The sequence below is a fragment of the Streptomyces humidus genome (genome assembly GCF_014649655.1).
Taxonomy (GTDB): Bacteria; Actinomycetota; Actinomycetes; order Streptomycetales; family Streptomycetaceae; genus Streptomyces; species Streptomyces humidus.
Genome location: NZ_BMTL01000004.1, coordinates 311,183 through 334,632, shown reverse-complemented (window position 1 = coordinate 334,632; position 23,450 = coordinate 311,183). Strand labels below are relative to the sequence as shown.

The window sequence follows — 23,450 nt, the reverse complement described above, 5'->3', positions numbered from 1 at the left end:
CCGAGGAGCCGGGAGCGGGAGCCAGAGCCCCGCCCGAGGGGCCCCGCAGGGCGCGAGGCCTCCAGACGGGCCGGCGGACGGACCCGCGGGACGGCCTACTCGGCCGCTCCGTACAGCCGGTCGCCGGCGTCTCCCAGACCCGGGACGATGTAGCCGAGCTCGTTGAGGTGGTCGTCGACGGCCGCCGTGACGACGGTGACCGGCGCGCCCGCGAGCTCACGCTCCATGATCGCGACGCCCTCCGGGGCGGCGAGCAGCACGACGGCCGTCACATCGTCGGCGCCACGCCGGATCAGCTCGCGGATCGCGGCGACCAGCGTGCCGCCGGTGGCCAGCATCGGGTCCAGGACGTACACCTGCCGGCCGGAGAGGTCCTCCGGCATGCGCGTGGCGTAGGTGGACGCCTCCAGGGTCTCCTCGTTGCGGATCATGCCGAGGAAGCCCACCTCGGCGCTCGGCAGCAGCCGGACCATGCCGTCCAGCATGCCGAGCCCCGCGCGCAGGATCGGCACGACGAGCGGCCGCGGGTAGGAGAGCTTGACGCCGGTGGTCGAGGCGACCGGCGTCGTGATGTCGACCTGTTCGGTGCGCACGTCACGCGTGGCCTCGTAGGCGAGCAGGGTGACCAGCTCGTCGGCCAGCCGGCGGAAGGTCGCGGAGTCCGTGCGCCGGTCGCGCAGCGTGGTGAGCTTGTGGGCGACCAGAGGGTGGTCGACGACGTGGAGACGCATGTCCACAACAGTAACGGTGCCCACCCCGCCCGGCGTCCCCACACACAGTGAACCTTTCCCCCCGACTTGAGCCGTTCGTCGGCATCAAACCGCCCGTCGGAGGGAAAGCGAGGGGCAGGTATGACGACGAACCGGGGTACCCGGGGTGGTGTGCTGATGCCTGACCTGCCCGACGAATCGCCCGAGGCGGCCGGCCGCGCCGACCGCGCCGAGAGTGACGCCGAGCGCCGCCGACGGCGCGCCCGGTTCCTGCGCGAGCTGGCCGAGGCCCGCGAGCTGCGCGACCGCGTCCAGCCGCGCCGCGCCAAGACCGCCCGGCTGCGCCACGCGATGCGCATGCGCACCTTCCGCTGGTAGCGGCGGCCGTGCAGGACTTGGGGCATTCGGGGAAGATCGCCACCGTCACGGGGGCCGCGTGGGGGTGGGGGTGCGTGGCCGCACGGCAAACCCGCGTACGATCCGCTCGTGGCCGCAACTGGTGCGCTGGTGAGTCGCTCACGGACGTCACCGCGGACGTGCGATCAAAACCACCGGACACAGGGAGCCGAAGACGTCCCCTGAACGCCTTGTTTCTGCCACGATTCCGAGTGGGTGGGGCTCGGAGCCTGAGCTCTCTCTCCGCCCGCAACCTCCGCCGGGGGGACCCCCAACCGGCACGCCTATGACCAGTGGGAGAGTCACGGTGTACTTCGCCGCACTGCTCGCGCGCACCGAAGACGGGTGGGAAGCGAGCGACACGGAGCTCGACGATGTGGAGACCCTGTCGGATCTGGCCGACCTGGCCCGGGAAGCCTCTCCCGACGAGGACACGGTGCTCGTGCTGATCGAACAGGAGGGCTCCTGGTTCGGGGTCGTCCGCATCGACGGCGAGGAGGACCCTCGCATCTACGTTTCCGACGCCGCCGCGGCCGCCCGCAGCTCGTACGGCGAGATCCTGCTCACCGACGAACTGCTCGGCCGGGACCCGGGTGACGAGGACGTCCTGGACGCCCTCGACCTCGACGGCACCGAGGACGGTGAGGCCGACGACGAGATCCAGGACGACGACGAGGAAGCCCAGGTCGTCGTGGGCGGCGGCTCCGCCGAGGCCGTGCCGCACGGCCCGGTCGGCGACGTCCGCATCCTCGACGACCTCGGCGTCGGCGAGAAGGAACTGAGGGCGCTGTCCGAGGACGCCGTCAACGAGATCGCCGAGGCCCTGGGCGCCTCGGAGGTCCTGGAGACCGTCCGCTGACCGCACCGCAGACGCCGTCGGACCCCGTACGCGACCGCTGGCGGGCCGCGATGCGGCTCGCCCTGGACCAGGCCCGGCTCGCCGCCCGGGACGGAGACGTCCCGGTCGGCGCCGTCGTGCTGGCCGCCGACGGCACGACGGTCCTCGCGACGGGCCACAACGAACGCGAGGCCGGTGGCGACCCGACGGCGCACGCCGAGGTGCTCGCCGTCCGGCGGGCGGCCGAGGCGCTCGGGGAGTGGCGGCTGTCCGGCTGCACGCTCGTCGTGACGCTCGAACCGTGCACGATGTGCGCGGGCGCGATCACCCAGTCCCGGCTGGACCGGGTCGTCTACGGCGCGCGGGACGACAAGGCGGGTGCGGTCGGCTCCCTCTGGGACGTCGTCCGCGACCGCCGGCTCAACCACCGCCCCGAGGTCGTCCAGGGAGTCCTCGCCGAGGAGTGCTCCGCACTGCTCACGGAGTTCTTCCGGGAGCGCTGAGACGGCCGCCCGATACCGATTTCAAACCGGGGCTCACCTTGCTGTAAGGTCTCCCTCGGTAGCGTGTCCGAGCGGCCGAAGGAGCTCGCCTCGAAAGCGAGTGTGGCGCAAGTCACCGAGGGTTCAAATCCCTCCGCTACCGCTGGTGGACGAAGGGTCCGGCTCATCGAGCCGGGCCTTTCGCGCGTCTCCACGCCCCTTTTTCCCGCGCCCCGCTCTCCCGGGCGCCGTTCCCGCCGGCTTGCGTCCGGAGAGCGGGAACCTGTTCACGAACGCGCCGTGGCGTTCAAAAGCGGTGTGTAAATAGCACTTCCAGATACACTCGCGGCCGTCAACACGGGCCCGAGCGGGCACTACAGGGGAGGCCAGGTGGCGGTGAACGCCAAGAAGATCGCCGTCTACATGCTCGTGGTCTTCGTGCTCTACGTGATCATCACCGACCCCGCGAAGGCGGCGGACTACGTCCAGATAGGCTTCCAGGGCATATCGGACGCCGCCAAGGCCATCGGCGACTTCTTCACCTGGCTCGCCGACGGGGCCAAGTAGCCCGGGCTCGCAGGAGACCGTCGTACGCACAAGGAGTTCCCATGATCCGCCACCTGGTCCTCTTCAAGCTCAACGAGGGCGTCGAGCGCGACGACCCCCGGGTCGTGCGGGGCGAGGCGGCCTTCCGCGCACTGGACGGGAAGATCGAGGAACTTCGCTTCTGGGAGCTGGGCTGGAACGTCAGCGACCGCCCCATCGCCTACGACTTCGCGATCAACTCGGCGGTCGAGGACGCGGACGCCCTGAAGCGCTACCTGGAGCACCCGGACCACCGGTCGGGCGTCGCTCTGTGGCGCGAGTTCGCCACCTGGGTGGTCGCCGACTACGAGTTCTGAGCCGCCCCGCCCGGCACGCCGCGCCCGCGGCACGGAGCCCTCCGCCCTGACGGCGGAGGGCTTTCGCACGTCCGAGGAGACGAGAAAGCCCCAACTTGACCCCCAACACGGCATTATGAGGTGCTTGCACACAGTGCACATGTCTTGTGATGCTATGACCGCTTTTGACGGATGAGTTGACCGATGTTGACCTGACGAAGAGGTGGCGTTGACCGTGTCGGCCAGTACTGCGCCGCCTCAGGAAGAGGCACCCCCGGCACCCGCACCGGCCCCCGCCCTGGAAACCGTGCCGGAGGCCGCCACGGAAGCCGCGCCGGCCCCGGAGCGGCGCCGCGGCGCGGACACCCGGGCGCTGACCCAGGTGCTCTTCGGCGAACTCAAGGAACTCCAGCCGGGCACGCCGGAGCACAACCGGGTGCGCGGCGCGCTCATCGAGGCCAACCTCCCCCTCGTGCGCTACGCGGCGGCCCGCTTCCGCTCGCGCAACGAGCCGATGGAGGACGTCGTCCAGGTCGGCACCATCGGTCTGATCAACGCCATCGACCGCTTCGACCCGGACCGGGGCGTGCAGTTCCCCACGTTCGCCATGCCCACGGTCATCGGCGAGATCAAGCGGTACTTCCGCGACAACGTCCGCACGGTCCACGTGCCGCGCCGGCTCCACGAGTTGTGGGTGCAGGTCAACAGCGCCACCGAGGACCTCACCACCGCCTTCGGCCGTACCCCGACGACGGCCGAGATCGCCGAGCGGCTGCGGATCGCCGAGGACGAGGTGCTGTCCTGCATCGAGGCGGGCCGCTCGTACCACGCGACCTCGCTGGAGGCCGCCCAGGAGGGCGACGGCCTGCCCGGACTGCTGGACCGCCTCGGCTACGAGGACCCGGCGCTGGACGGCGTGGAGCACCGCGACCTCGTCCGACACCTCCTGGTCCAACTGCCGGAGCGGGAACAGCGCATCCTCCTCCTGCGGTACTACAGCAACCTCACGCAGTCCCAGATCAGCGCCGAACTCGGCGTCTCCCAGATGCACGTGTCCCGGCTGCTCGCCCGTTCCTTCCAGCGGCTTCGCTCCGCGAACCGCATCGAGGCCTGACGGGGCGGGACACGTCACTCGATAAGGGATCGCACGCCCGACCGAGTCGTCACCGTTGGGAGCGAATCACCCACCTCGGCCTTTCCCGACGGATTCGCGCTGAAAAGCCGTCAGACCCCCTGTTTCCAGGGCTGATTCGTCACTCACATGTCGACATGTCACTACAGCGTGTTGCCGACATGTGACATTCTGCCGGAAGAGCGTTTGCCGGGGCTTCGGCTCCGGTATTCAGGTGAAGGCTGACGTTCCTCAAGCGGGGGCGTTGCGCCGCGACCGTCCCGCGACCCAAAGGGGGTGGCATGTCCGCAGAACAGGGCAGCTCGAAGGTGCTCACGCTCACGCTCACGCCGAGCGAGTCCGCGCCCGTCGCGCCTGTCGCGCCGGTCGAGCCCGATGTGCTCGACGTGCTCGACGACGTCACAGCCCCCGAGGCCCCCGAGGCCCCGGCTCTCACGGCCACGGGGGCCATCGACACCCGCACCCTGTCCCGCTCCCTGTTCCTGCGACTGGCCACGCTCGCCGAGGACAGCCCCGAGCGCGTCTACGTCCGGGACACGCTGATCGAGCTCAACCTCCCCCTCGTGCGCTACGCGGCGGCCCGCTTCCGCTCGCGCAACGAGCCCATGGAGGACATCGTCCAGGTCGGCACCATCGGCCTGATCAAGGCGATCGACCGCTTCGACTGCGAACGCGGCGTGGAGTTCCCGACGTTCGCGATGCCGACGGTCGTGGGCGAGATCAAGCGCTTCTTCCGCGACACGTCGTGGTCGGTGCGCGTCCCGCGCCGGCTGCAGGAGCTGCGCCTGGCCCTCACCAAGGCCAGCGACGAGCTCTCCCAGAAGCTGGACCGCTCGCCGACGGTCGCCGAACTCGCCGTGGTGCTGGGCGTGTCCGAGGAGGACGTCGTCGACGGCCTCGCGGTCGGCAACGCCTACACGGCCTCCTCGCTGGACTCCCCGGCCCCGGAGGACGACGGCGGCGAGGGCTCCCTGGCGGACCGCCTCGGTTACGAGGACACCGCGCTGGAGGGCGTGGAGTACCGGGAGTCCCTCAAGCCCCTCCTGGCCAAGCTTCCGCCCCGCGAGCGCCGCATCATCATGCTGCGCTTCTTCGCCAACATGACCCAGTCGCAGATCGGCGAAGAGGTCGGCATCTCCCAGATGCACGTCTCCCGCCTCCTCACCCGGACCCTGGCGCAACTGCGCGAGGGCCTGATCTCCGACTAGAGCCCGTCGTCCGGCCGTCCGGAGCGGGGTGGGACCCTCCCAGGGAGCGCGTCCCGCCCCGCGTCCGTCGCCTGCCCCAACGCCCCTTCTCGTGAGTCGAGTTCGCTCCCGCTCGTCCGTCAGGACGGGTGGAGGCGGCGACCGACCGGGACCGGGGGCTGCCTTCTGGCGAGTCGGAGGCTGTTTCTTCCTGACGAGCCCACAGCTCTTTTTCCTGACGAGCCGAGAGCTGTTTTCCCGACGAGCCGAGGCTGTTTTCCTGACGCCACGTCAGGCAGACTGCCGGGATGCGAAGTCCGACACGGGCACGTGGCCGGCGACGCGCCGCATGGGGTGCGTCGGCGGCTGCCGCCGTCGTCGTGGGAGCGGCGGGACTGGCCGTCGGCTGCGGAGGCGGCGGCCACGGCGGCGACTACGTCGCCATCGGCGCGGCAGGGGGCCCGGCGACGCCGGGCCCGGGCGGCACGGCGGGCCCCACGGGCGGGGTGCGTCTCGTCCCGTTGGACGGGCAGGCCGACGCCCCCGGCGGCACACCCGGTCCGAGCGTTCCGGCGACGAGCGCGGCGGGGGCGGCGACCAGCGCTGCCGAACCGCGAGGCCGGACGCCCGGCTCCGCGCCCGCTTCCGGCGCCGGAGGGGCTCCGGCGCGGGGCGCGCCCGACGAGGCCGGCGCCGCCGGTCGCACGTCCCCCGGCCCGCCCGCACCGCCACCACCACCTCAGCCCTCGTCACCGGCGTCTTCGCCGACGTCGCCGGGTTCGTCCGGCGCTCCGCCCGCCGGACCGGCCTCCCTCGCCGTGAGCGAGCCCGTCCGTGTGAAGACGGATCAGCGATGGTGCGAGGACGTGACCCTGACCTTCGTCAACTCCGGTGGCACCGCAGTCGGTTCGGGGACGATCACCTTCGGCTCCCATGTCGTGGATGTGCTCGGCACGGACTGGGCCACCCGCGAGTCGACGGCCCCGCTGCCCACCCCGATCCCCGCCGGGACGCGCATGAAGCGGACCTGGACGGTGTGCGTCGACGCGTGGCGCGTACCCCTGGGGATGCACATCGAGACACGTGACGTGTCGGTGCGGTGGGAGTGAGGACCAGAGCCGGAGCCAGAGCCAGAGCCGGAGTGCGGGTGTGAGTAGACGTCTGAGTGGGATACGGGCCGGTGCGGCAGGCAAGAAGAAGCCGTGAAGCAGAGGACCCCGTGCGGCAGAGGACTCTGAAACAGAGTCAGTAAGGCATGGCCCGCGAGGCCGGGCCCGTGTGGGAGAGCCGAGGGAGCACCCGGGCGCGGCGACGGTGAGGCGCGGGCCCTGAGACGGGAGGGCGCAGGCGCGACGACGGTAGGGGCGCGGGCGCGACGACCGGCACGGGCGCGGCGACGTCGTCGGGACGACGTCCCGTGCCGGTCGTCGCGTCCGTGCTCGCCCGGGCGCCCGCGCCCACCCGCGCTGCTTCGTAGGGAAGTTACTTCAGCGCGAGCCAGGCGACTGCCGCGACGATCACGACAGCGGCGACGATGCCGACGATCAGGCCGATGCGGGAGCCGGCCGGCGCGGGGGCCGGCTGAGCGGCCCGAGGGGCGCCCTCGTCGACGAACGCGCGGAACATCTGGGTGCTGCCGGCGGGGTCGTGGTTGCCCTGGGGGCCCTGGGTGTTAGCCATGGGCCGAGACACTAGCGAAAACGGGTGGGCGAGCCCAAGCGGGGGTCCTCGCGGAGTTCCTGGCACCCGCCCCGAGGGAGTCCCGGCCGGGCGGCGGCCCCGGCCCGAGACAGTCAGGCCGCGGCGGTGGCGTGCGCCCGCAAGAGTCCGGCCCGGGACGTTGGTGTGCTGCTGCCAGAGTCCGGCCGGGGCGGTGGCGTGCTGCCGCGTGAGTCCGGCCGGGGCGGTGGCGTGCTGCCGCGTGAGTCCGGCCGGGGCGGTGGCGTGCTGCCGCGAGTGGGCTTTCCACCTGCGCATTTACCGCAGCGATACTTGCCTTTGCCAACTTTTTGTGGCCCTGGAGCCCACTTTATTTGCCTGCAGCAACCAATCGCTTCTATGGTTGCCCTAAGCAACGATACCGGGAGGTGTGATGGCAGGGCAGGCGCAGTACGAGGAGCTGGCGCGTCAGCTCAGTGCCGTCGGGGCGGTGAAGCGGGATCTCGGGCGGATCCTGCCGCAGGACTGCCCCGCCGGCTCGGCCGCCGTGCTGGCCCTGCTGGGCAGTCACGGCGACATGCGCCTGAGCAACCTCTCCGAGCTGCTCGCCGTGGACATGTCCGTGACCAGCCGACACGCCGCGCACCTCGCCGACCGGGGCTGGATCGAACGCTCCCCCGACCCGGCGGACAAACGCTCACGCATCCTGCACCTCACCCCCGAGGGGCACGCGATGCTCGTCGAACTGTCCCGCCGCAGCGCCGGCTTCCTGGCCGAGCGGCTGAGCGACTGGTCCGACGCCGAGGTCGGCCAGCTCATCGGACTGCTGACCCGGCTGCGCGCCAGCTTCGGCGACTGCCGCACGGTTCCGCACCGGCCGCCGCCTCCCCCCGAGTCCCCGCCTCCCGCGGCTCACCCGCCTGCCGTTCCCGCCGTCCCGGTGAGCGAACCCACCGTCCCGGTCAGCGGACGGACACCGACCACCCGTACACCCGCACAAGCGACGTAAGAGAAGGAAGCCCATGGCAACGACCACACCAGCCGGTGTGCGGGCTCACGCGAAGCACGGCGGAGGGTCCCACGGCTCCGCCGGTGACGCTCCGATGACCCACCGGCAGATCATGGAGGCGCTCTCCGGGCTGCTGCTCGGCATGTTCGTGGCGATCCTGTCCTCCACGATCGTCTCGAACGCCCTCCCGGAGATCATCGGCGACCTCGGCGGCGGCCAGTCCGCCTACACCTGGGTCGTCACCGCCGCGCTGCTGTCCATGACCGCGGCCACGCCCCTGTGGGGCAAGCTCTCCGACCTGTACAGCAAGAAGGCGCTCGTCCAGATCGCACTCGTCATCTACGTGCTGGGCTCGGCCGCCGCCGGTCTCTCCCAGAACGCCGGCATGCTGATCGCGTGCCGCGTCGTCCAGGGCATCGGCGTCGGCGGTCTGTCCGCCCTCGCGCAGATCGTGATGGCCGCGATGATCTCCCCGCGTGAGCGCGGGCGTTACTCCGGCTACCTCGGCGCGACCTTCGCCGTGGCCACCGTCGGCGGCCCGCTGCTCGGCGGCGTCATCACGGACACCAGCTGGCTGGGCTGGCGCTGGTGCTTCTACGTCGGCGTGCCCTTCGCCGTCATCGCGCTCATCGTGCTGCAGAAGACCCTGCACCTGCCCGTCGTGAAGCGGGACGTCAAGGTCGACTGGAGCGGCGCCTTCTTCATCTCCGCGGCGGTCTCGCTGCTGCTGGTCTGGGTCACCTTCGCCGGTGACAAGTACGACTGGCTGTCCTGGCAGACGGCCGCGATGGTGGGCGGCTCGATCGTGCTCGGCCTGATCTTCGTGCTCGTCGAGTCGAAGGCCGCCGAGCCGATCATCCCGCTGCGGCTGTTCCGCAACCGCACCATCACGCTGTCGTCGCTGGCCTCGCTCTTCGTGGGCGTCGCGATGTTCACCGGCACCGTGTTCTTCAGCCAGTTCTTCCAGCTGGCCCGGGACAAGTCGCCGACGATGTCGGGTGTCATGACGATCCCGATGATCGGCGGTCTGTTCATCTCCTCCACGGTCTCCGGCCAGTTCATCACCCGGACCGGCAAGTGGAAGGTCTGGCTGGTCAGCGGCGGCGTCCTGGTGACGGCCGGCCTCGGCCTGCTCGGCACCATCCGGTACGACACGGACTACTGGAAGATGGCCGTCTTCATGGCCCTGCTGGGTCTCGGCATCGGCATGATGATGCAGAACCTGGTGCTCTCCACGCAGAACCAGGTGGCGCCGTCCGACCTCGGCTCGGCCAGCTCCACGGTCACGTTCTTCCGCTCCCTCGGCGGTGCGGTCGGCGTCTCCGCGCTGGGCGCCGTGATGGCCCACCGCATCACCGACTACGCCCAGGACGGCATCGCCGGCCTCGGCCCCGAGTACGCCTCCCTCGCCGGCGGTTCGAGCTCGTCGAGCGAGATCCCGGACATGGACAAGCTGCCCGCGCCGCTGCGCACGGTCATGGAGAGCGCCTACGGCCACGGCATCGCGGACGTCTTCCTGATCGCGGGCGGCCTCGCCCTGCTGGCCTTCCTCATCACCCTGTTCATCAAGGAGGTCCCGCTGCGGACCAGGGGCGCGCTGGCGCAGGCCGCCGACGCGGACGCGGACACGGCGCCCCTCGCGGACGCCACCCGCGCCACGGAGGCGACCCCGGCTCCGGTTTCGGCTTCGACCGCGGCTTCGACCGCCGGTTCGGCTCCCGCTGCCTCCGCTTCGGCCGCTTCCGCGGTTCCCGCGGTTCCCTCCGTCGACACGGCTTTCGCCGGTGAGAAGGCCCCGAGCCGGGCCGTCGCCACCGTCGAGGCCCCCCACTCGCCCTCGGGCGGCATCCCCGTGCACGGCTTCGTCCGCGGTGCGGAGAGCGCGCCCGTCCCGCAGGCCGCCGTCACGCTCATCTCGCTCGCCGGACGGCAGCTCGGCCGCTCGGTCGCGCAGGGCGACGGTACCTACGCGCTGGACGCGCCGGGCACGGGTTCGTACGTGCTGATCGCCTCCGCCGACGGCTTCCAGCCGCAGGCGTCCACGATCGTGGTGAACGGCGAGCCGGTCGCGTACGACATTCTGCTCAGCGGGACCAGCGGGCTCAGCGGCGTCGTGCGCGCCGCCGAGTCGGGCGAGGCCGTCAAGGACGCGATGGTGATCGTCACCGATGTGCGCGGCGATCTGCTGGCCACCGCCGCCACCGGTGAGCAGGGGGAGTTCTCCTTCACGGAGCTGGTCCCGGGCGCGGTGACCGTCGCGGTCAACGCCGTCGGTTTCCGGCCGCGCGCCCTGCCCGTCGAGATCGGCGCGACGGGCGTGACCCGCGCGGACGTCGTCCTCGACGCGGGCGCCCAGCTCCAGGGCATCGTCCGGGCGCCGCACGGTCCGCTGGCCGACGCGCGGGTGACGCTCGTGGACGCGGCGGGCAACGTCGTCGGCACGGCCACGACCGGTGTGGACGGGGCGTACGCCTTCGCCGACCTCGACGGCGGCGACTACACCGTCATCGCGACCGGCTACCCGCCGGTGGCCACCGCGCTGACCGTGTCGGGCGCCGGCGTCGACGGCCACGACATCGAACTCGCCCACCCCGGCGAGTAGTCCGGACGGACATCGGCTCCGGCCCGGTGCGGGGCGACCCCCCGCACCGGGCCGGTCCGGTTTTCGCAGTGTGGCCGGTGTGATCGGCCTGAGCAGTGTTGAGGAGTACATGAGATGGGACTGACCGCGAAGATCCGCACGCGGGACGGGTGGGCCGTGTCGCACGCGGTCGTCACGGTGACCGACATGACGGGCGGCCAGGTGCTGCGCGCCGAGGCCGACGCGGAAGGCGCCGTGCGCGACACGACCGAACTCGCCCCGGGCGCCTACACGGTGATCGTCACGGCCGTCGGGTACGCGCCCGCGGCCTCCAGCGCGATCGTGACGGCGAGGGGGCGCGCCGAGGTGGGGACCGTGACCCTGGCCCGGCAGGGCGGCACGGAGCTGCCCCCGCCCGGTCCCTGGACCGTCGACCCCGCGCACTCGACCGTCGGCGCGGTCGCCCAGCACCTGGGCATCTCCAGCGTCCGCGGCCGGTTCACGGAGTTCACGGCGGCGATCGAGGTCGCTCCGGACGACGTCGCCCGCTCCCGTGTGGAGGCGGTGATCCGGGCGGCCTCCATCGACACGGGCAACGCCATGCGCGACACGCATCTGCGCTCGTCGGACTTCCTCGACGTCGAGACGTACCCGGAGATCACCTACCGTTCGACGGGTCTGACGCCCGCCGGCCCCGACCGCTGGACCGTCCACGGCGAGCTCTCCCTGCACGGCGTCGCCCGTCCGGTGAACCTGGAGCTTGCCTACCTGGGCACCGGCGCGGACCCGTGGGGCGGCACGCGGGCGGCCTTCCGGGCCACGACCGAGCTGCGGCGCGAGGACTTCGCGATGAACTACAACCAGGTCGTCCAGGCTGGCATCGCGGCCATCGGCACGACCCTGAAGGTGGAACTGGACGTCCAGGCGGTACAGGGCGACGCCCTGCCCGGGGTGTAGGAAGCTCCCCCGACCCGCCGACGGGCAGGCAGGTCCGCGGTTGAGTCTTCGGCGGGCGGGTCGGCCGGGTCGGCGGGGCGGTCGGCGGGGCGGACGCGGTCGTGAACCCGGCAGGGTCAGCCGGAACCCGCGGTCCGCCGCCTAGGCTGACCCCATGGCACCGAACATCGCGACGAACACCAAGGTCTCCCTGGACGAGTTGCTGGACTTCGTCCGCCCCCGTCACCGCGCGATCCTGCTGACCCGGCGCACCGACGGCGGCCCCCAGGCCTCGCCGCTGACCTGCGGGGTCGACGACTCGGGGCGGATCGTCGTCTCCACTTATCCCGAGCGGGCCAAGACGCGCAACGCCAAGCGCGACGACCGGGTCGGCATCCTCGTGCTGAGCGACGACTGGGACGGCCCCTGGGTCCAGATCGACGGCACCGCGGAGGTCATCGACGCGCCGGAGTCCGTCGAGCCGCTGGTGGAGTACTACCGCAACATCGCAGGCGAGCACCCCGACTGGGACGAGTACCGGCAGGCCATGCTGAAGCAGGGCAAGTCGATCATCCGGATCACCCCGCAGCGCTGGGGCCCGGTGGCCACCGGCGGCTTCCCGGCCCGGCTCGTCCCACAGGACTGAACCACGGCCGGCCCCGCGCCGGGCACCGGCTCAGCCGCGTCGCACCATCGCCTCGATGCCCGCCACCAGCAGGTCCAGGGCGAAGGTGAAGTCGCGGTCCATCATCTCGGCGACCGTGTCGCCGCCGCGGGCCGCCATGAGGTTCCGGGACTGCTCGACGACGTCCGCGGTGTCCGGGGCCTCGGCCGTGGCGGTCATGGCGTCGCGGAAGTACTCGTCCGGGGTCAGGCCGGTGTCCGCGACCCGCGCGAAGAAGTGGCCCTCGATCGTCCCGTAGCCGTACACGAACTGGAAGACGGCCGAGATCGCGCCGGTGACGCCGTACGCGGGCAGACCCGTGCGCAGCACCACCTGCTGGACCGCGCGGGAGAAGCGCAGGGAGTTCGGGCCGATGTTGAGGTAGCGGCCGGCGAGCGGCGACAGCCAGGGGTGCCGGACCAGCAGCCCGCGATAGGACGTGGCCAGTGCCCGGATCTGCTCGCGCCAGTCGGCGTCCTCGTCGTGCGGGTCGGGCAGGTCCTCCAGCTCGCCGAAGGCCGTGTCCAGGGCGAGTTCGAGAAGGTCGTCCTTGGTGTCGACGTACCAGTACACCGACATCGCCGTCACGTTCAGCTCTGCCGCCAGCCTCCGCATGGAGAACTTGGCCAACCCCTCGGCGTCCAGCAGCCGTACGGTGACCTCGGTGATCCGGTCCCGGTCGAGCCCGGAGGGCTGCCCCCCGCCACGCCCACGCCGACGCGCCCTGCCTTGCAGCCACACACTGTGCCGCGCGGCATCCTTGGCGGTCTCGGCCATGGCTGGGCACCTTCCTGGACTTCCGGTCACTGGTGAAGATGCTAAGCGGAGGCGACGACGGGCACGGCGGCCCGCCACGGCAACGGGTGCGCTGCCGGCACGGACACGCTTCGGGCGGCGCGGAGACGACTGACGGTGGAGCCTCCCGAGGGGGCGGCCCCGGGGGGTCACCTGGCCTGAATCGGTGGCTTTCCCCCGCGGTCCTCCCGCCTCCCGCCGTCGTCCCGCCTCTCGCCGTCGTCCCGCTCGTCCCGCTCGTCCCGCTCCTCGCGCTCCGCCCTGCGCAGCAGGCCCGCGGCCAGCACCCCGCCCAGCAGGACCGCCGAGGCTCCGAGCAGCTGACTGGTCTCCAGGCCGGCGGAGAACGAGCCGACGATGCGTGACCTCTCCCGCGCCGACCCGGCGCCGGCCAGCGCCGTCGGGAGCGACTCCGCGGCGAACCGCGCGGTCAGCACCGCCCCGAGGACGGCGACGCCCAGCCCGTTCCCGAACTCCGCCACCGTGCCGTTGAGGCCGGCCCCCACCCCCGCCTTCGCCGGCGGTATCGAGCTCATGATCGCGTGGGCCATCGCCGGACCGGCGAGCGCCGTTCCCACCCCGATGAGCACCAGTCCCGCCGCCAACCCGGCGTACCCGTCGGCGGCCAGGGCGATGGACACCAGCCCCGCCGACACCGACACCATCCCCGCCAGCACCGACAGCGGCCCGCCCAGCCCGGCCATCACCTTGGCCGACAGCCCGGTGAAGTTGAGGGCCACGACGGTCAGCGCCAGCGGCGCGGTCCGCAGGCCCGCCTCCAGAGGGCCGTATCCGAGGACGAACTGCAGCTGCAGAGTGAGCAGGAACAGCGCTCCGGCCATCCCGAAGGTGACCAGCACCGCGCCGGCCACCGCGCCCGTGAACCGCCGGTTGCGGAAGAAGGCCAGGTCGAGCATGGGATACGGGATCCTGCTCTCCCAGCAGGCGAACAACGCGAGGACGACGGCCGCCACCGCCGCACTCGCCAGCACTCTGGAGGACGTCCAGCCGTGCGACGGGCCGGAGATGATCGCGAAGACCAGTGAGGTCATGCCGATCGTGGACAGGAAAGCGCCGAGCAGGTCGGGACGCTCGCCCTGCGGATTCTTCGACTCGGGAACCATCGAGACGACGGCGACCAGACCGAGCGCCGCCACCGGCAGGTTGATCAGGAAGATCGCACCCCACCAGAAGTGGTTCAGCATGACGCCGCCGATGAGGGGGCCGGTCGCGAAGCCCAGCGAGTTCACCGCCGCCCAGACGCCGATCGCCTTGGGCTGCTGTTCGGGCGTGAAGATCTGCATCACCACGGCGAGCGTGGTCGTCAGCAGCAGCGCGCCGCCGACCCCCATCCCCGCCCGCGCTGCGATCAACTGGGCGGTGGAGTCCGCGAGACCGGCCACCAGGGAGCCCACGCCGAACAGCGCCAGGCCCGCGGCCAGCAGCTTCTTCCGGCCGTACCGGTCTGCGGCACTGCCCGCGGTGAGCAGCAGACCGGACTGCACCAGCGCGTACGCGTTGATCATCCACTGGATGTCGGAGGTGGCCGCTCCCAGCTCGCGGGTGAGCGACGGGATCGCGACGTTCAGGACGGTGTTGTCGAGCACCACCGTGAGCTGCGCGAGGCAGATGACGCCCAGGATCAGCCAGCGTCGGGGGTGCCCCTGCGGGGACGGGGACGGGAGCGGGGGCGGGGACGCGGAGGGTGAGGGAGGCGGGGGCGGGGAGGTGGGAGGGGGCGAGGACGGCGTCATGCCGTACACCGTAGAAGGATTCCCATACGACGTACAAGGAATTTACCCGGGGGCGTCGTCCAGGCGCCGTCTCGCCCCGCGACATGAAGAAGGGCGGTGGCATTCAGCCACCGCCCTTGCCCCGGCCGTTCGGTGAACGGTCAGCCGCTCGTCTTCTGCGTCAGGTCGTAGAAGGTGGCCGAACCGACCGTCACCTTCTTGAAGTTGGCCTCGACCCAGGTGGTGATCTGCGAGGACGCACCGGTGCTGTTGCCTGCCGGGCCACCGCCGCCCGAGCCACTGCTGATGAAGTAGTGGATCCTTCCGTCGGCCACGTACTGCTCGAACTGTGCCGGCGTCGGGGACGGGTCGGTCCCGTTGAAGCCGCCGATCGCCATCACGGCCTCGCCCGTGGCGAGTTGGTAGCTCGCGGCGTTCTGAGCGCCGACCGCGGCCGCCGCCCAGGTGTACTTCCCGGAGTCGGCCTCCAGCAGCCTCTTGGCCTCGTCGGTGACCGATGCGCCGTTCAGCAGCCCGCCGGCACCGCCACGGCCGCCCATACCGCCGCCGTCGCCGGTCCCGCCGCCCGGCATGCCGTTCTGCTGGTTCTGGCCGGGCGCGCCCCCACCGGGGAAGCCGCCCGTGCCACCGCCCTGCTGGTTCTGACCCTGCCCCTGACCCTGGCTCGGGCCCTGGCCCTGGCTCGGGCCCTGTGTGGTGCCGTTGCCGTTTCCGGTGCCGTTCTGCTGGTTCTGGGCGCCGGGGCCGCCGCCGAACCCGCCTCGGCCGCCGCGTCCGCCGCCGCCCGGACCGCCGCCCATCATGCTCGTGCCGGCCGGACCGGCCGTCACGATGGAACCGGTGTGGCCCTCCCGCAGCGTGCTGACGGTGTACGCCGTCGGGCCGGCCAGCGCGGCCACCAGGCCCACGGAGGCCGCAGCGACGGCGAGCCGACGGCTGATCCGGCCCGCGAAGATCAGGCCGAGCGCGGCGGCCAGACCGCCGACCAGGACCAGCCACTTCAGCCAGGGCAGGTAGTCGGGGGTGCGGTTGAGCAGGACATAGCTCCAGCCCGCGGCCGCCACGACCGAGGCCGCCAGGGTGATCGAGGCCCGGAACCCGGCCCGCCTCTCCCACAGGGTGGCGGCGCCCATGCCGGTCACGGCGGCGATGTAAGGGGCGAGCGCCACCGTGTAGTACTGGTGGAAGATGCCCGCCATGTAGCTGAAGACGACCACGGTGATCAGCAGCGAGCCGCCCCAGACCAGGAACAGGCCCCGGGTCGCGGACGTCCGCCTCAGCTTCCGTGTCGCCACCAGGCCGCCGGCAAGCAGGATCAGCGCGGCCGGCAGCAGCCAGGAGATCTGCCCGCCGATCTCGGAGTTGAACATCCGGTCCCAGCCGGTCTCGCCCCACTGGCCCGTGTTGCCGCCGCCACCGCCGCCGCCGCCGACGCTGCCCGTCTCCTCGCCGTTGAGGCGGCCGAGACCGTTGTAGCCGAAGGTCAGCTCCAGGAAGGAGTTGTTCTGCGAGCCGCCGACGTACGGACGGGACGACGCCGGCCAGAGCTCGACGATCGCCACCCACCAGCCGCCGGACACGACCAGCGCACCCGTGGCGACGGCCAGCTGGCCGAACCGCTTCTTCAGGCCCACCGGGGCGCACACCGCGTACACGATCGCCAGCGGCGGCAGGATCAGGAAGGCCTGGAGGGTCTTGGCGAGGAACGCGAAGCCGATCGCGACCCCGGCCCACACCAGCCACCTGGTCCGGCCGTCCTCCACCGCGCGGGCGGTGAAGTAGCAGGCCACGGCCATCAACAGGGCCAGCATCGCGTCCGGGTTGTTGAACCGGAACATCAGCGCGGCGACGGGCGTCAGCGCGAGCACGGCGCCCGCGATCAGACCGGCCACGGGACTGAACCGACGGCGCACGGAGGCGTACACGACGGCGACCGTGCCGACGCCCATCAGCACCTCGGGCGCGAGGATCGCCCAGGAACTCAGGCCGAAGATCCGGACCGACAGCGCCATCGGCCACAGCGAGGCCGGGGGCTTGTCGACGGTGATGGCGTTGCCCGCGTCCAGCGAGCCGAAGAAGAAGGCCTTCCAGGACTGGCTGCCGGCCTGGACGGCCGCGGAGTAGAACGAGTTCGCGTACCCGGAGGCGCTCAGGTCGTAGAGGTAGAGCAGGAGCGTGGCCGCCAGAAGGCCGAGGAAGGCCGGGCGGGCCCAGCGCGGGTCCTCGGGCCGGCCGCGCCAGAGCCTGTGCGGAAGGGGCTGCCTGGGCTCGCCCGCGTCAGGGGCGGGGACGGCCGGTTCCTGCGGGGCCGCGGTGGAGGGCGGGCCCCAGGCGGTCGGCTGGTCGAGATGGGTGGTCATCGGGCGTCCCCCGGCTCGATGTCATGGGGGCGCACCGGCTGCATCCGCATGGTGGCGTCCCTCCAGGTGTCGTCCGCGGTTTCGCCGGCACGGAAGCGGTGCGTGGTCGGAGCGCTGCCGTGCGGGTCGGCGACCGGGCCCTGCGGCAACGGCGATGGCAACGGCGATGTCAGCGGCAGCGGTCCGAAGGGGCCGCCGGCCTGCGCGGACGCAGTCGTCGGACGCGCCGTCGGGGACGTGCCCGCGGTCGGGTACGCCGAGGAGGACGGACCCGCAGCCCGGTGAGCCGAGGAGGACGGGTGCGCGGGAGAACCGGAGGAGCCGGAGCCGGGCATGGTGGGGGCGGCCGTGGTGCGGTCGGGCGTGGTGGGGGCGGCCGTTGAGAGGGTGGGGGCCGCGGGCGTCGCCGTCGCCGGGTCCGCGCCGTCGCGCCGGTCGGAGAAGACCCACACCCGCAGGAGCAGGAAGCGCAGCACCGTGGCGGCGAGGTTGGCGGCGACGAGCACCGCCAGCTCGGTGGAGTGCGCGGGGTCGGAGCTCGCGGCGTTCAGCGCGGCGAGCGAGCCGCTGGTCAGCGCGAGGCCGATACCGAAGACGACCAGGCCCTGTGCCTGGTGCTTGACGGCTCCGCCGCGGCCGCGCACCCCGAAGGTCAGACGCCGGTTGGCGGCCGTGTTGGCGACCGCGGAGACCAGCAGGGCCAGCGCGTTGGCGATCTGCGAGCCGCTGAACTGCCGGAAACCGCTGTAGAGCAGGAGGTAGAAGAGGGTGGACAGACCTCCGACGACGCAGAACCCGACCAGCTGACGGGCCAGGCCCACGGGCACGTCCTGGAGGTCGCGGTCACGCGGGTCGTCGCCGAACGGGCGGCGGAGCCGGTCGAGGGACAGCGAACCGGTGGCCAGGGCCTTGCCCACGCGCCACACCCCTTTCAGGTCGTCGGTCGCCGTCTTCACGATGTGCACCGTGGAGTCCGGGTCGTCGACCCAGTCGACCGGCACCTCGTGGATACGGAGACCGGCGCGCTCGGCGAGTACCAGCATCTCAGTGTCGAAGAACCAGCCGGTGTCCTCCACCAGGGGGAGCAGAACTCGGGCGACGTCACGCCGGATCGCCTTGAACCCGCACTGTGCGTCCGAGAAGCGGGCCTGCAGCGAGCCGCGCAGGATCAGGTTGTAGGCGCGGCTGATGAACTCCCGCTTCGGGCCCCGCACCACACGGGACTCACGGGCCAGCCGGGAGCCGATCGCCAGGTCGGAGTGACCGGAGATCAGCGGCGCGACCAGCGGCAGCAGCGCGTTGAGGTCGGTGGACAGGTCGACGTCCATGTAGGCGAGGATCGGGGCGTCCGAGGCCGACCAGACGGTCCGCAGCGCACGGCCGCGGCCCTTCTGCTCCAGCCGGACGTTCCGCACCTCCGGGATCCACGCCTCCAGCCGCCGCGCCACCGAGGGCGTCGTGTCGGTCGACGCGTTGTCCGCGACCGTGATGCGGAAGGAGTACGGGAACGTGCGCGTCAGGTGGTCGTGCAGTCTCCGGACACAGGGCTCGAGGTCTCTCTCCTCGTTGTAGACGGGGATCACTACGTCCAGGACAGGTGTACCGGCTGTGGCGGCCGGGAGGTGCTCCCGCGCCGGCAGGGTGCCGGGAGAAGAGTCGGTTCGCATGTCGTCGACTTTCGTCAGACGCCCTGTCGCACCCATGTGGTGGCGCTGTGCTCCACCTGTGAGTAGTCGGCCTGTGCCTGCGCGGCCTGCGAGTGCGCGGCCTGCGAGTGCTCGGCTCCTGGGTCGAGTTGCCGGTCCGTCTCGGGGGAGGGCTGGGGCACGGCCGGGCCGAGCGCGGGCAGGTGCACGGTGAACACGGTCTGCCCGGGCACGCTGTCGACGGTCACCGCGCCGCCGTGCGCCGTCGCCACGGCCTGCACGATGGCGAGGCCGAGGCCGGTCGAGCCGGCGTTGCGGGAGCGCGAGGAGTCGCCGCGCGCGAACCGTTCGAAGACGTGCGGGAGGAGGGCCGGGGGAATGCCCTGGCCGTCGTCCTGGACGTCCACGCACAGCCACGGTCCGCGACGCCGCACGCGTGCGGTGACCGTGGTGCCGGGCGGGGTGTGCGTCCGGGCGTTGGCCAGCAGGTTGACGAGCACCTGTTGCAGTCGCGCCGGGTCGGCCGGCGCCAGGGCGGGCTCGTCGGGGAGTTCGAGGCGCCAGACGTGTTCGCGTCCGGCGGCGCGGGCGTCGCTGACGGTGTCGATGACCAGCGGGACGAGGTCGGTCTGCTCGAACTGCAGCGGGCGGCCCGCGTCGAGCCGGGCCAGCAGCAACAGGTCCTCGACGAGCAGGGTCATCCGGCCGGCCTCGGACTCGATGCGGCCGAGCGCGTGCCTGGTGTCGGGCCCGACCTCCTCGCGTCCGCGCCGGGTCAGCTCGGCGTACCCGCGGATGGAGGCGAGCGGCGTGCGGAGCTCGTGACTGGCGTCCGCGACGAACTGCCGGACCCGCGTCTCGCTCTCCTGGCGGGCGTGCAGCGCGCCGTGCACGTGGTTCAGCATCCGGTTCAGCGCCGCGCCGACCTGCCCGACCTCGGTGTGCGGATCGGTCTCCGTCTCCGGCACCCGCTCGCTGAGGTTGACCTCACCGGTGTGCAGGGGGAGTTCGGAGACCCGCGTGGCGGTGGCGGCGACCTTGCGCAGGGGGCGGGTGGCGACGCCGACCATCACGGTGCCCGCGAGGGTGGCGGCCACGAGTCCGGCGACGGTGAGGCTGACCTCGACGAGGATCAGGGTGTTGATGGTGCCGTCGGCCTCGGACGTCGGGATGCCCACATAGAAATCACCGTTGTTTCCGTGGATGTACTGGACCCGGTACGTGCCGAGGCCGGGGATCTCGACGGTGTGCCGCTCGCCGTCCTGCGCGACCGAGCCGAGTTTCCGCGTCTGGGCCCCGGTGAGGTCCTCGGCGCTCATCTGCGGGATGTCGTTGTCGTCGGTCCGCTTGTCGCCGACCTTGCCGCCGGTGATCGACCCGTCGACCACCGTGGCGGCGAGGGCCTTCCGCGGGCCCGGCCCCTGGCTGACGAACTTGCCGATGTCGGTGACCCGCTGCCTCTGCACGTCGACCCCGCTGCCTGCGCCGCCGTCGCTCTTGGCGCCGCCCTTGCCGCCCGGTCCCCCGACGGGCCCGCCGGAGACAAGCATCGCGGCCTCCCTCAGGGAGCCGTCCAGCTGTCCGTAGAGATGATCGCGCAGCACCAGGGTGGTCACGGTGCCGATCAACGCGCAGACCACGGCGATCAGGGTCACGGACACGACGACGAGCCGGGTCCGCAGGGTGCGCGGCTTACCCGCTCGTCGCTTCTGCGGACGCGGTCGTCGTCGCCCGCTCATGACACGGCGGGCTTGATCAGGTAACCGGCTCCGCGGCGCGTGTGGATCATCGGCTCACGGCCGGCGTCTATCTTGCGCCGCAGGTAGGAGATGTACAGCTCGACGACGTTGGCCTGACCGCCGAAGTCGTACGACCACACCCGGTCCAGGATCTGCGCCTTGGAGAGCACGCGCCGCGGGTTGCGCATCAGAAAGCGCAGCAGCTCGAACTCGGTGGCCGTCAGATGGATGCCGTCGCCGGCCCGCGAGACCTCGTGGCTGTCCTCGTCGAGGGTGAGGTCCCCGACGACGAGCACGGAGTCGGAGCGCCGGTCGGCGGCGCCGGAGCGGCGGATGAGCCCCCGCAGCCGGGCCACGACCTCCTCCAGGCTGAACGGCTTGGTGACGTAGTCGTCGCCGCCGGCGGTGAGACCGGCGATACGGTCCTCGACCGCGTCCCTGGCCGTCAGGAACAGCACCGGAACGTCCGGCAGTTCACGCCTCAGCCGCCCCAGGACGGTCAGCCCGTCCATGTCCGGCAGCATCATGTCGAGGACCACGGCGTCGGGCCGGAACTCGCGGGCCGTCTGGAGGGCGCCCGTGCCGTCTCCGGCACTGCGGATCTGCCAGCCCTCGTAGCGCAGGGCCATGGAGAGCAGTTCGGTGATCGACATCTCGTCGTCCACCACAAGCACTCGGACGGGGCTTCCGTCCGGCCTCAGCAGTTCGGTGCGCCCCTGGGGCGAGGTCGTGGTCATGATGGACACCCTGTCGGGGCCCCCTGAGAGCACTCTTTCACTCGTCTGTGATTTCCCTGAGAAGCGCACAGGCGCCTCTCAGGGAACACCTGGGAAGCGCTTGCCGTGCCCCGGCCGCACGGGCCGGAATGCCCATGAACGATCCGTTCCGCACCCCCGGGGCCCGTCCTCCCCGAGGCCCTCGCGGGGCCGTGCGCCCAGAACCGTTCCTGTGGGCGGCCTGGGTCGGCTTGGGGGGGCTGGACGCCGTCGCCCGAGACCGGACCGGATCCGCCGACGCGCCCCGTACCCGCTGTACCCGGCCGGTTCGGGCCTTCCTCAGAACAGCCCGTCCTGACGGTGGGCCGCCGGCACCTCGAAGTGCCGTACGGGAAAGGCGATTTCGCCGCTCGCCGACGGGACCAGGTCCCACCCCCTCATCAGCCGCGTGTCGAGGACGACCACCCCGTCCTGTGCGGCGAGATGCAGATCGGGCCCGGCGGCCGCCACCAGCTCTCCGCTCAGCGACCCTCCGGCCACGAGCTCGCGCACCTCCCCGAGGGCGGCGGGCGCGTCTGCCAGCCCGAACGCCCGCACGTGGTCGACCGACCGGAACGGCTCACGCGTCAACGTCTCCGGCCAGCCGCCCAGTTGCACGGCCTTCTCGTACACCACGCTCAACTCGGCGGCCCGTTCCTCTTCCTTCTCCGGCAACGCGGCGCGCACCGCCCGCTTCTCCGCGTACGGGATGCGGTCCGGCACCCGCAGCGCGGCCCGCAACAGTTCCTCGGTGCGCCGGGCGGCCATCAGGGGACCGGCGCCGAGCCACGTGAAGCAGACGGCCCCCTGCTCAAGCAGTCGCGCCGACCCGCGCCCGACCGCCGTGATCCCGACCTTGACCAAGCCGGGGCCGAACCACGCGAGGTACACGTGGTAGGGCCGCGGATCGTCGGCGATCCCGTCCGCCGCGACGGAGTGCGCCCGGTCCAGCCGCGCGCACTCCTCGCACCGGGCCCCCGCACTCCTCCCGGAGACCCCCGCGCGCAGCGGACACGGATACCCCCGGGCCCCGACGCAACTCCGCACACCCGCCGCCGCCGCGAAGGAGACCCGCTTCCCCCAGGACAGCGGGCTGAGACGCCCCCCGTCCCACGCCAGCACGGGGCCCTGCGCCGACCACCGCAGCCCCGAGCACTTCCACGCCTGTGCCATCACCGACCACGGTAGACCGGCCCACTGACAACGCGCCCCCGGAGGGGTTGCTCCGTTGATCCCGCTGACTGCAACGAGATGGAGCGCGTGGCCGTCGCTCTCGTCGCAATCGTCGTCCGGCCGGTGCACGACGCCGCCCACCGGCTGAGCCGGTCCGACCGGCGGGGACGTCATCAGGCCCGGTCCCGAGCCGGCCGCTACCACCGGCGAGCCGCGAACCCAGACATGATGTGCCGAGCGCGTCGGCCGGCAACTGCGCACCCCAGTCGGCCACTTCGGTGCCGAGCGGGCGAAGGGCATCTGTTCAGGCGAGGACCGCGGTGGCTTCGATCTCGACCAGATGGTCGGGAACGTCCAGTGCCGCGACGCCCAGCAGCGAGGCCGGCGGGACCGGGGTGGTTCCCAGCTTTGCGGCCGCCCGGGAGATCCCCTCCAGGAGCGCGGGCATCTTGTCGGGAGTCCAGTCGACGACGTAGACGGTCAGTCTCGCCACGTCGTCGAAGGAGCCGCCGGCCTCGGCCAGGGCGGTGCCGATGTTGAGGTAGCACTGCTCGACCTGCGCGGCGAGGTCGCCTTCGCCGACCGTGATCCCCTCGGCGTCCCAGGCGACCTGCCCGGCGACGAAGACCAGCTTCGACCCGCTGGCGATCGAGACCTGCCGGTAGACATCGATCTCGGGCAATCCGCTGGGGTTCACCAGGGTGATGGCCATGCCGTCCGCCTCCTTGTCCGGGCATCGTGGGCCCGCACTCG

22 protein-coding genes and 1 tRNA gene are annotated in these 23,450 nt (G+C 71.9%); 13 read left to right on the top strand and 10 right to left on the bottom strand.

What is annotated here, in order from left to right:
- Positions 1 to 95: 95 nt before the first annotated feature.
- Entirely contained in the window at positions 96 to 731 is a 636-nt protein-coding gene (gene upp / locus IE239_RS06615; RefSeq protein WP_190148294.1) for a uracil phosphoribosyltransferase, read from the bottom strand.
- A gap of 156 nt (positions 732 to 887) precedes the next feature.
- Here upp and IE239_RS06610 point away from each other — a divergent pair, with 156 nt between their 5' ends.
- The 9 genes from IE239_RS06610 (at position 888) to IE239_RS41850 (ending at position 6,735) form a co-directional block, all read left to right on the top strand.
- Positions 888 to 1,088, top strand: coding sequence for a hypothetical protein (locus IE239_RS06610; RefSeq protein WP_190148293.1), 201 nt, complete (start codon positions 888 to 890; stop codon positions 1,086 to 1,088).
- Between the two features lie 325 nt (positions 1,089 to 1,413).
- Positions 1,414 to 1,965 carry a tRNA adenosine deaminase-associated protein gene (locus IE239_RS06605; RefSeq protein WP_190148330.1) on the top strand — a complete coding sequence of 184 codons (552 nt, stop codon included), beginning with the start codon at positions 1,414 to 1,416 and terminating at the stop codon, positions 1,963 to 1,965.
- A gap of 50 nt (positions 1,966 to 2,015) precedes the next feature.
- Positions 2,016 to 2,447, top strand: a complete 432-nt coding sequence (tadA, locus tag IE239_RS06600) for a tRNA adenosine(34) deaminase TadA (protein ID WP_190148292.1) — start codon at positions 2,016 to 2,018, stop codon at positions 2,445 to 2,447.
- Between the two features lie 57 nt (positions 2,448 to 2,504).
- Positions 2,505 to 2,589, top strand: a tRNA-Ser gene (locus tag IE239_RS06595).
- Positions 2,590 to 2,816: 227 nt separating this feature from the next.
- The gene (locus IE239_RS06590) at positions 2,817 to 2,993 is read left to right on the top strand and encodes a hypothetical protein (RefSeq protein ID WP_167467658.1); all 177 of its coding nucleotides are present in this window, start codon (positions 2,817 to 2,819) and stop codon (positions 2,991 to 2,993) included.
- 41 nt (positions 2,994 to 3,034) lie between these two features.
- A complete protein-coding gene (locus IE239_RS06585) occupies positions 3,035 to 3,328 on the top strand; it encodes a Dabb family protein (protein ID WP_190148291.1) in 294 nt (97 codons plus the stop codon).
- Between the two features lie 208 nt (positions 3,329 to 3,536).
- The gene (locus IE239_RS06580) at positions 3,537 to 4,421 is read left to right on the top strand and encodes an RNA polymerase sigma factor SigF (protein ID WP_229877847.1); all 885 of its coding nucleotides are present in this window, start codon (positions 3,537 to 3,539) and stop codon (positions 4,419 to 4,421) included.
- A 299-nt stretch (positions 4,422 to 4,720) separates the two neighbouring features.
- On the top strand, positions 4,721 to 5,647 hold the full coding sequence (locus IE239_RS06575) for an RNA polymerase sigma factor SigF (protein WP_190148289.1): 927 nt from the start codon (positions 4,721 to 4,723) through the stop codon (positions 5,645 to 5,647).
- Positions 5,648 to 6,492: 845 nt separating this feature from the next.
- Entirely contained in the window at positions 6,493 to 6,735 is a 243-nt protein-coding gene (locus tag IE239_RS41850; protein ID WP_229877846.1) for a hypothetical protein, read from the top strand.
- Between the two features lie 373 nt (positions 6,736 to 7,108).
- Here IE239_RS41850 and IE239_RS06565 read toward each other — a convergent pair whose 3' ends face one another.
- Positions 7,109 to 7,306: a hypothetical protein gene (locus IE239_RS06565; RefSeq protein WP_069773421.1), complete on the bottom strand. Its 198-nt coding sequence runs from the start codon at positions 7,304 to 7,306 to the stop codon at positions 7,109 to 7,111.
- 412 nt (positions 7,307 to 7,718) lie between these two features.
- Between IE239_RS06565 and IE239_RS06560 the strand changes: the two genes are divergently transcribed.
- The 4 genes from IE239_RS06560 (at position 7,719) to IE239_RS06545 (ending at position 12,457) form a co-directional block, all read left to right on the top strand.
- The gene (locus IE239_RS06560; protein WP_190148287.1) at positions 7,719 to 8,294 is read left to right on the top strand and encodes a MarR family winged helix-turn-helix transcriptional regulator; all 576 of its coding nucleotides are present in this window, start codon (positions 7,719 to 7,721) and stop codon (positions 8,292 to 8,294) included.
- A gap of 94 nt (positions 8,295 to 8,388) precedes the next feature.
- A complete protein-coding gene (locus tag IE239_RS06555; RefSeq protein WP_491591136.1) occupies positions 8,389 to 10,896 on the top strand; it encodes an MFS transporter in 2,508 nt (835 codons plus the stop codon).
- Positions 10,897 to 11,010: 114 nt separating this feature from the next.
- On the top strand, positions 11,011 to 11,832 hold the full coding sequence (locus tag IE239_RS06550) for a YceI family protein (RefSeq protein WP_190148285.1): 822 nt from the start codon (positions 11,011 to 11,013) through the stop codon (positions 11,830 to 11,832).
- Between the two features lie 154 nt (positions 11,833 to 11,986).
- Positions 11,987 to 12,457: a PPOX class F420-dependent oxidoreductase gene (locus tag IE239_RS06545; protein WP_190148284.1), complete on the top strand. Its 471-nt coding sequence runs from the start codon at positions 11,987 to 11,989 to the stop codon at positions 12,455 to 12,457.
- A 30-nt stretch (positions 12,458 to 12,487) separates the two neighbouring features.
- Here IE239_RS06545 and IE239_RS06540 read toward each other — a convergent pair whose 3' ends face one another.
- The 8 genes from IE239_RS06540 to IE239_RS06505 form a co-directional block, all read right to left on the bottom strand.
- Entirely contained in the window at positions 12,488 to 13,252 is a 765-nt protein-coding gene (locus IE239_RS06540; RefSeq protein ID WP_190148283.1) for a TetR/AcrR family transcriptional regulator, read from the bottom strand.
- A gap of 167 nt (positions 13,253 to 13,419) precedes the next feature.
- The gene (locus IE239_RS06535) at positions 13,420 to 15,024 is read right to left on the bottom strand and encodes an MFS transporter (protein ID WP_190148282.1); all 1,605 of its coding nucleotides are present in this window, start codon (positions 15,022 to 15,024) and stop codon (positions 13,420 to 13,422) included.
- Positions 15,025 to 15,164: 140 nt separating this feature from the next.
- Positions 15,165 to 17,384 (bottom strand): glycosyltransferase family 39 protein, encoded by a 2,220-nt coding sequence (locus IE239_RS06530; RefSeq protein ID WP_190148281.1) that lies wholly within the window; start codon positions 17,382 to 17,384, stop codon positions 15,165 to 15,167.
- Entirely contained in the window at positions 17,381 to 19,051 is a 1,671-nt protein-coding gene (locus tag IE239_RS06525; protein ID WP_190148280.1) for a bifunctional glycosyltransferase family 2/GtrA family protein, read from the bottom strand. Before IE239_RS06525 ends, IE239_RS06530 begins: the two co-directional genes overlap by 4 nt.
- A gap of 14 nt (positions 19,052 to 19,065) precedes the next feature.
- Positions 19,066 to 20,769, bottom strand: coding sequence for a sensor histidine kinase (locus tag IE239_RS06520; RefSeq protein WP_190148279.1), 1,704 nt, complete (start codon positions 20,767 to 20,769; stop codon positions 19,066 to 19,068).
- On the bottom strand, positions 20,766 to 21,506 hold the full coding sequence (locus IE239_RS06515; RefSeq protein WP_190148278.1) for a response regulator transcription factor: 741 nt from the start codon (positions 21,504 to 21,506) through the stop codon (positions 20,766 to 20,768). Before IE239_RS06515 ends, IE239_RS06520 begins: the two co-directional genes overlap by 4 nt.
- Positions 21,507 to 21,824: 318 nt before the next feature.
- Positions 21,825 to 22,697, bottom strand: a complete 873-nt coding sequence (locus IE239_RS06510; protein WP_190148277.1) for a DUF2797 domain-containing protein — start codon at positions 22,695 to 22,697, stop codon at positions 21,825 to 21,827.
- Positions 22,698 to 23,001: 304 nt separating this feature from the next.
- Complete coding sequence (locus tag IE239_RS06505; protein ID WP_190148276.1) at positions 23,002 to 23,409, bottom strand: RidA family protein; 408 nt, start codon at positions 23,407 to 23,409, stop codon at positions 23,002 to 23,004.
- Positions 23,410 to 23,450 lie beyond the last annotated feature (41 nt).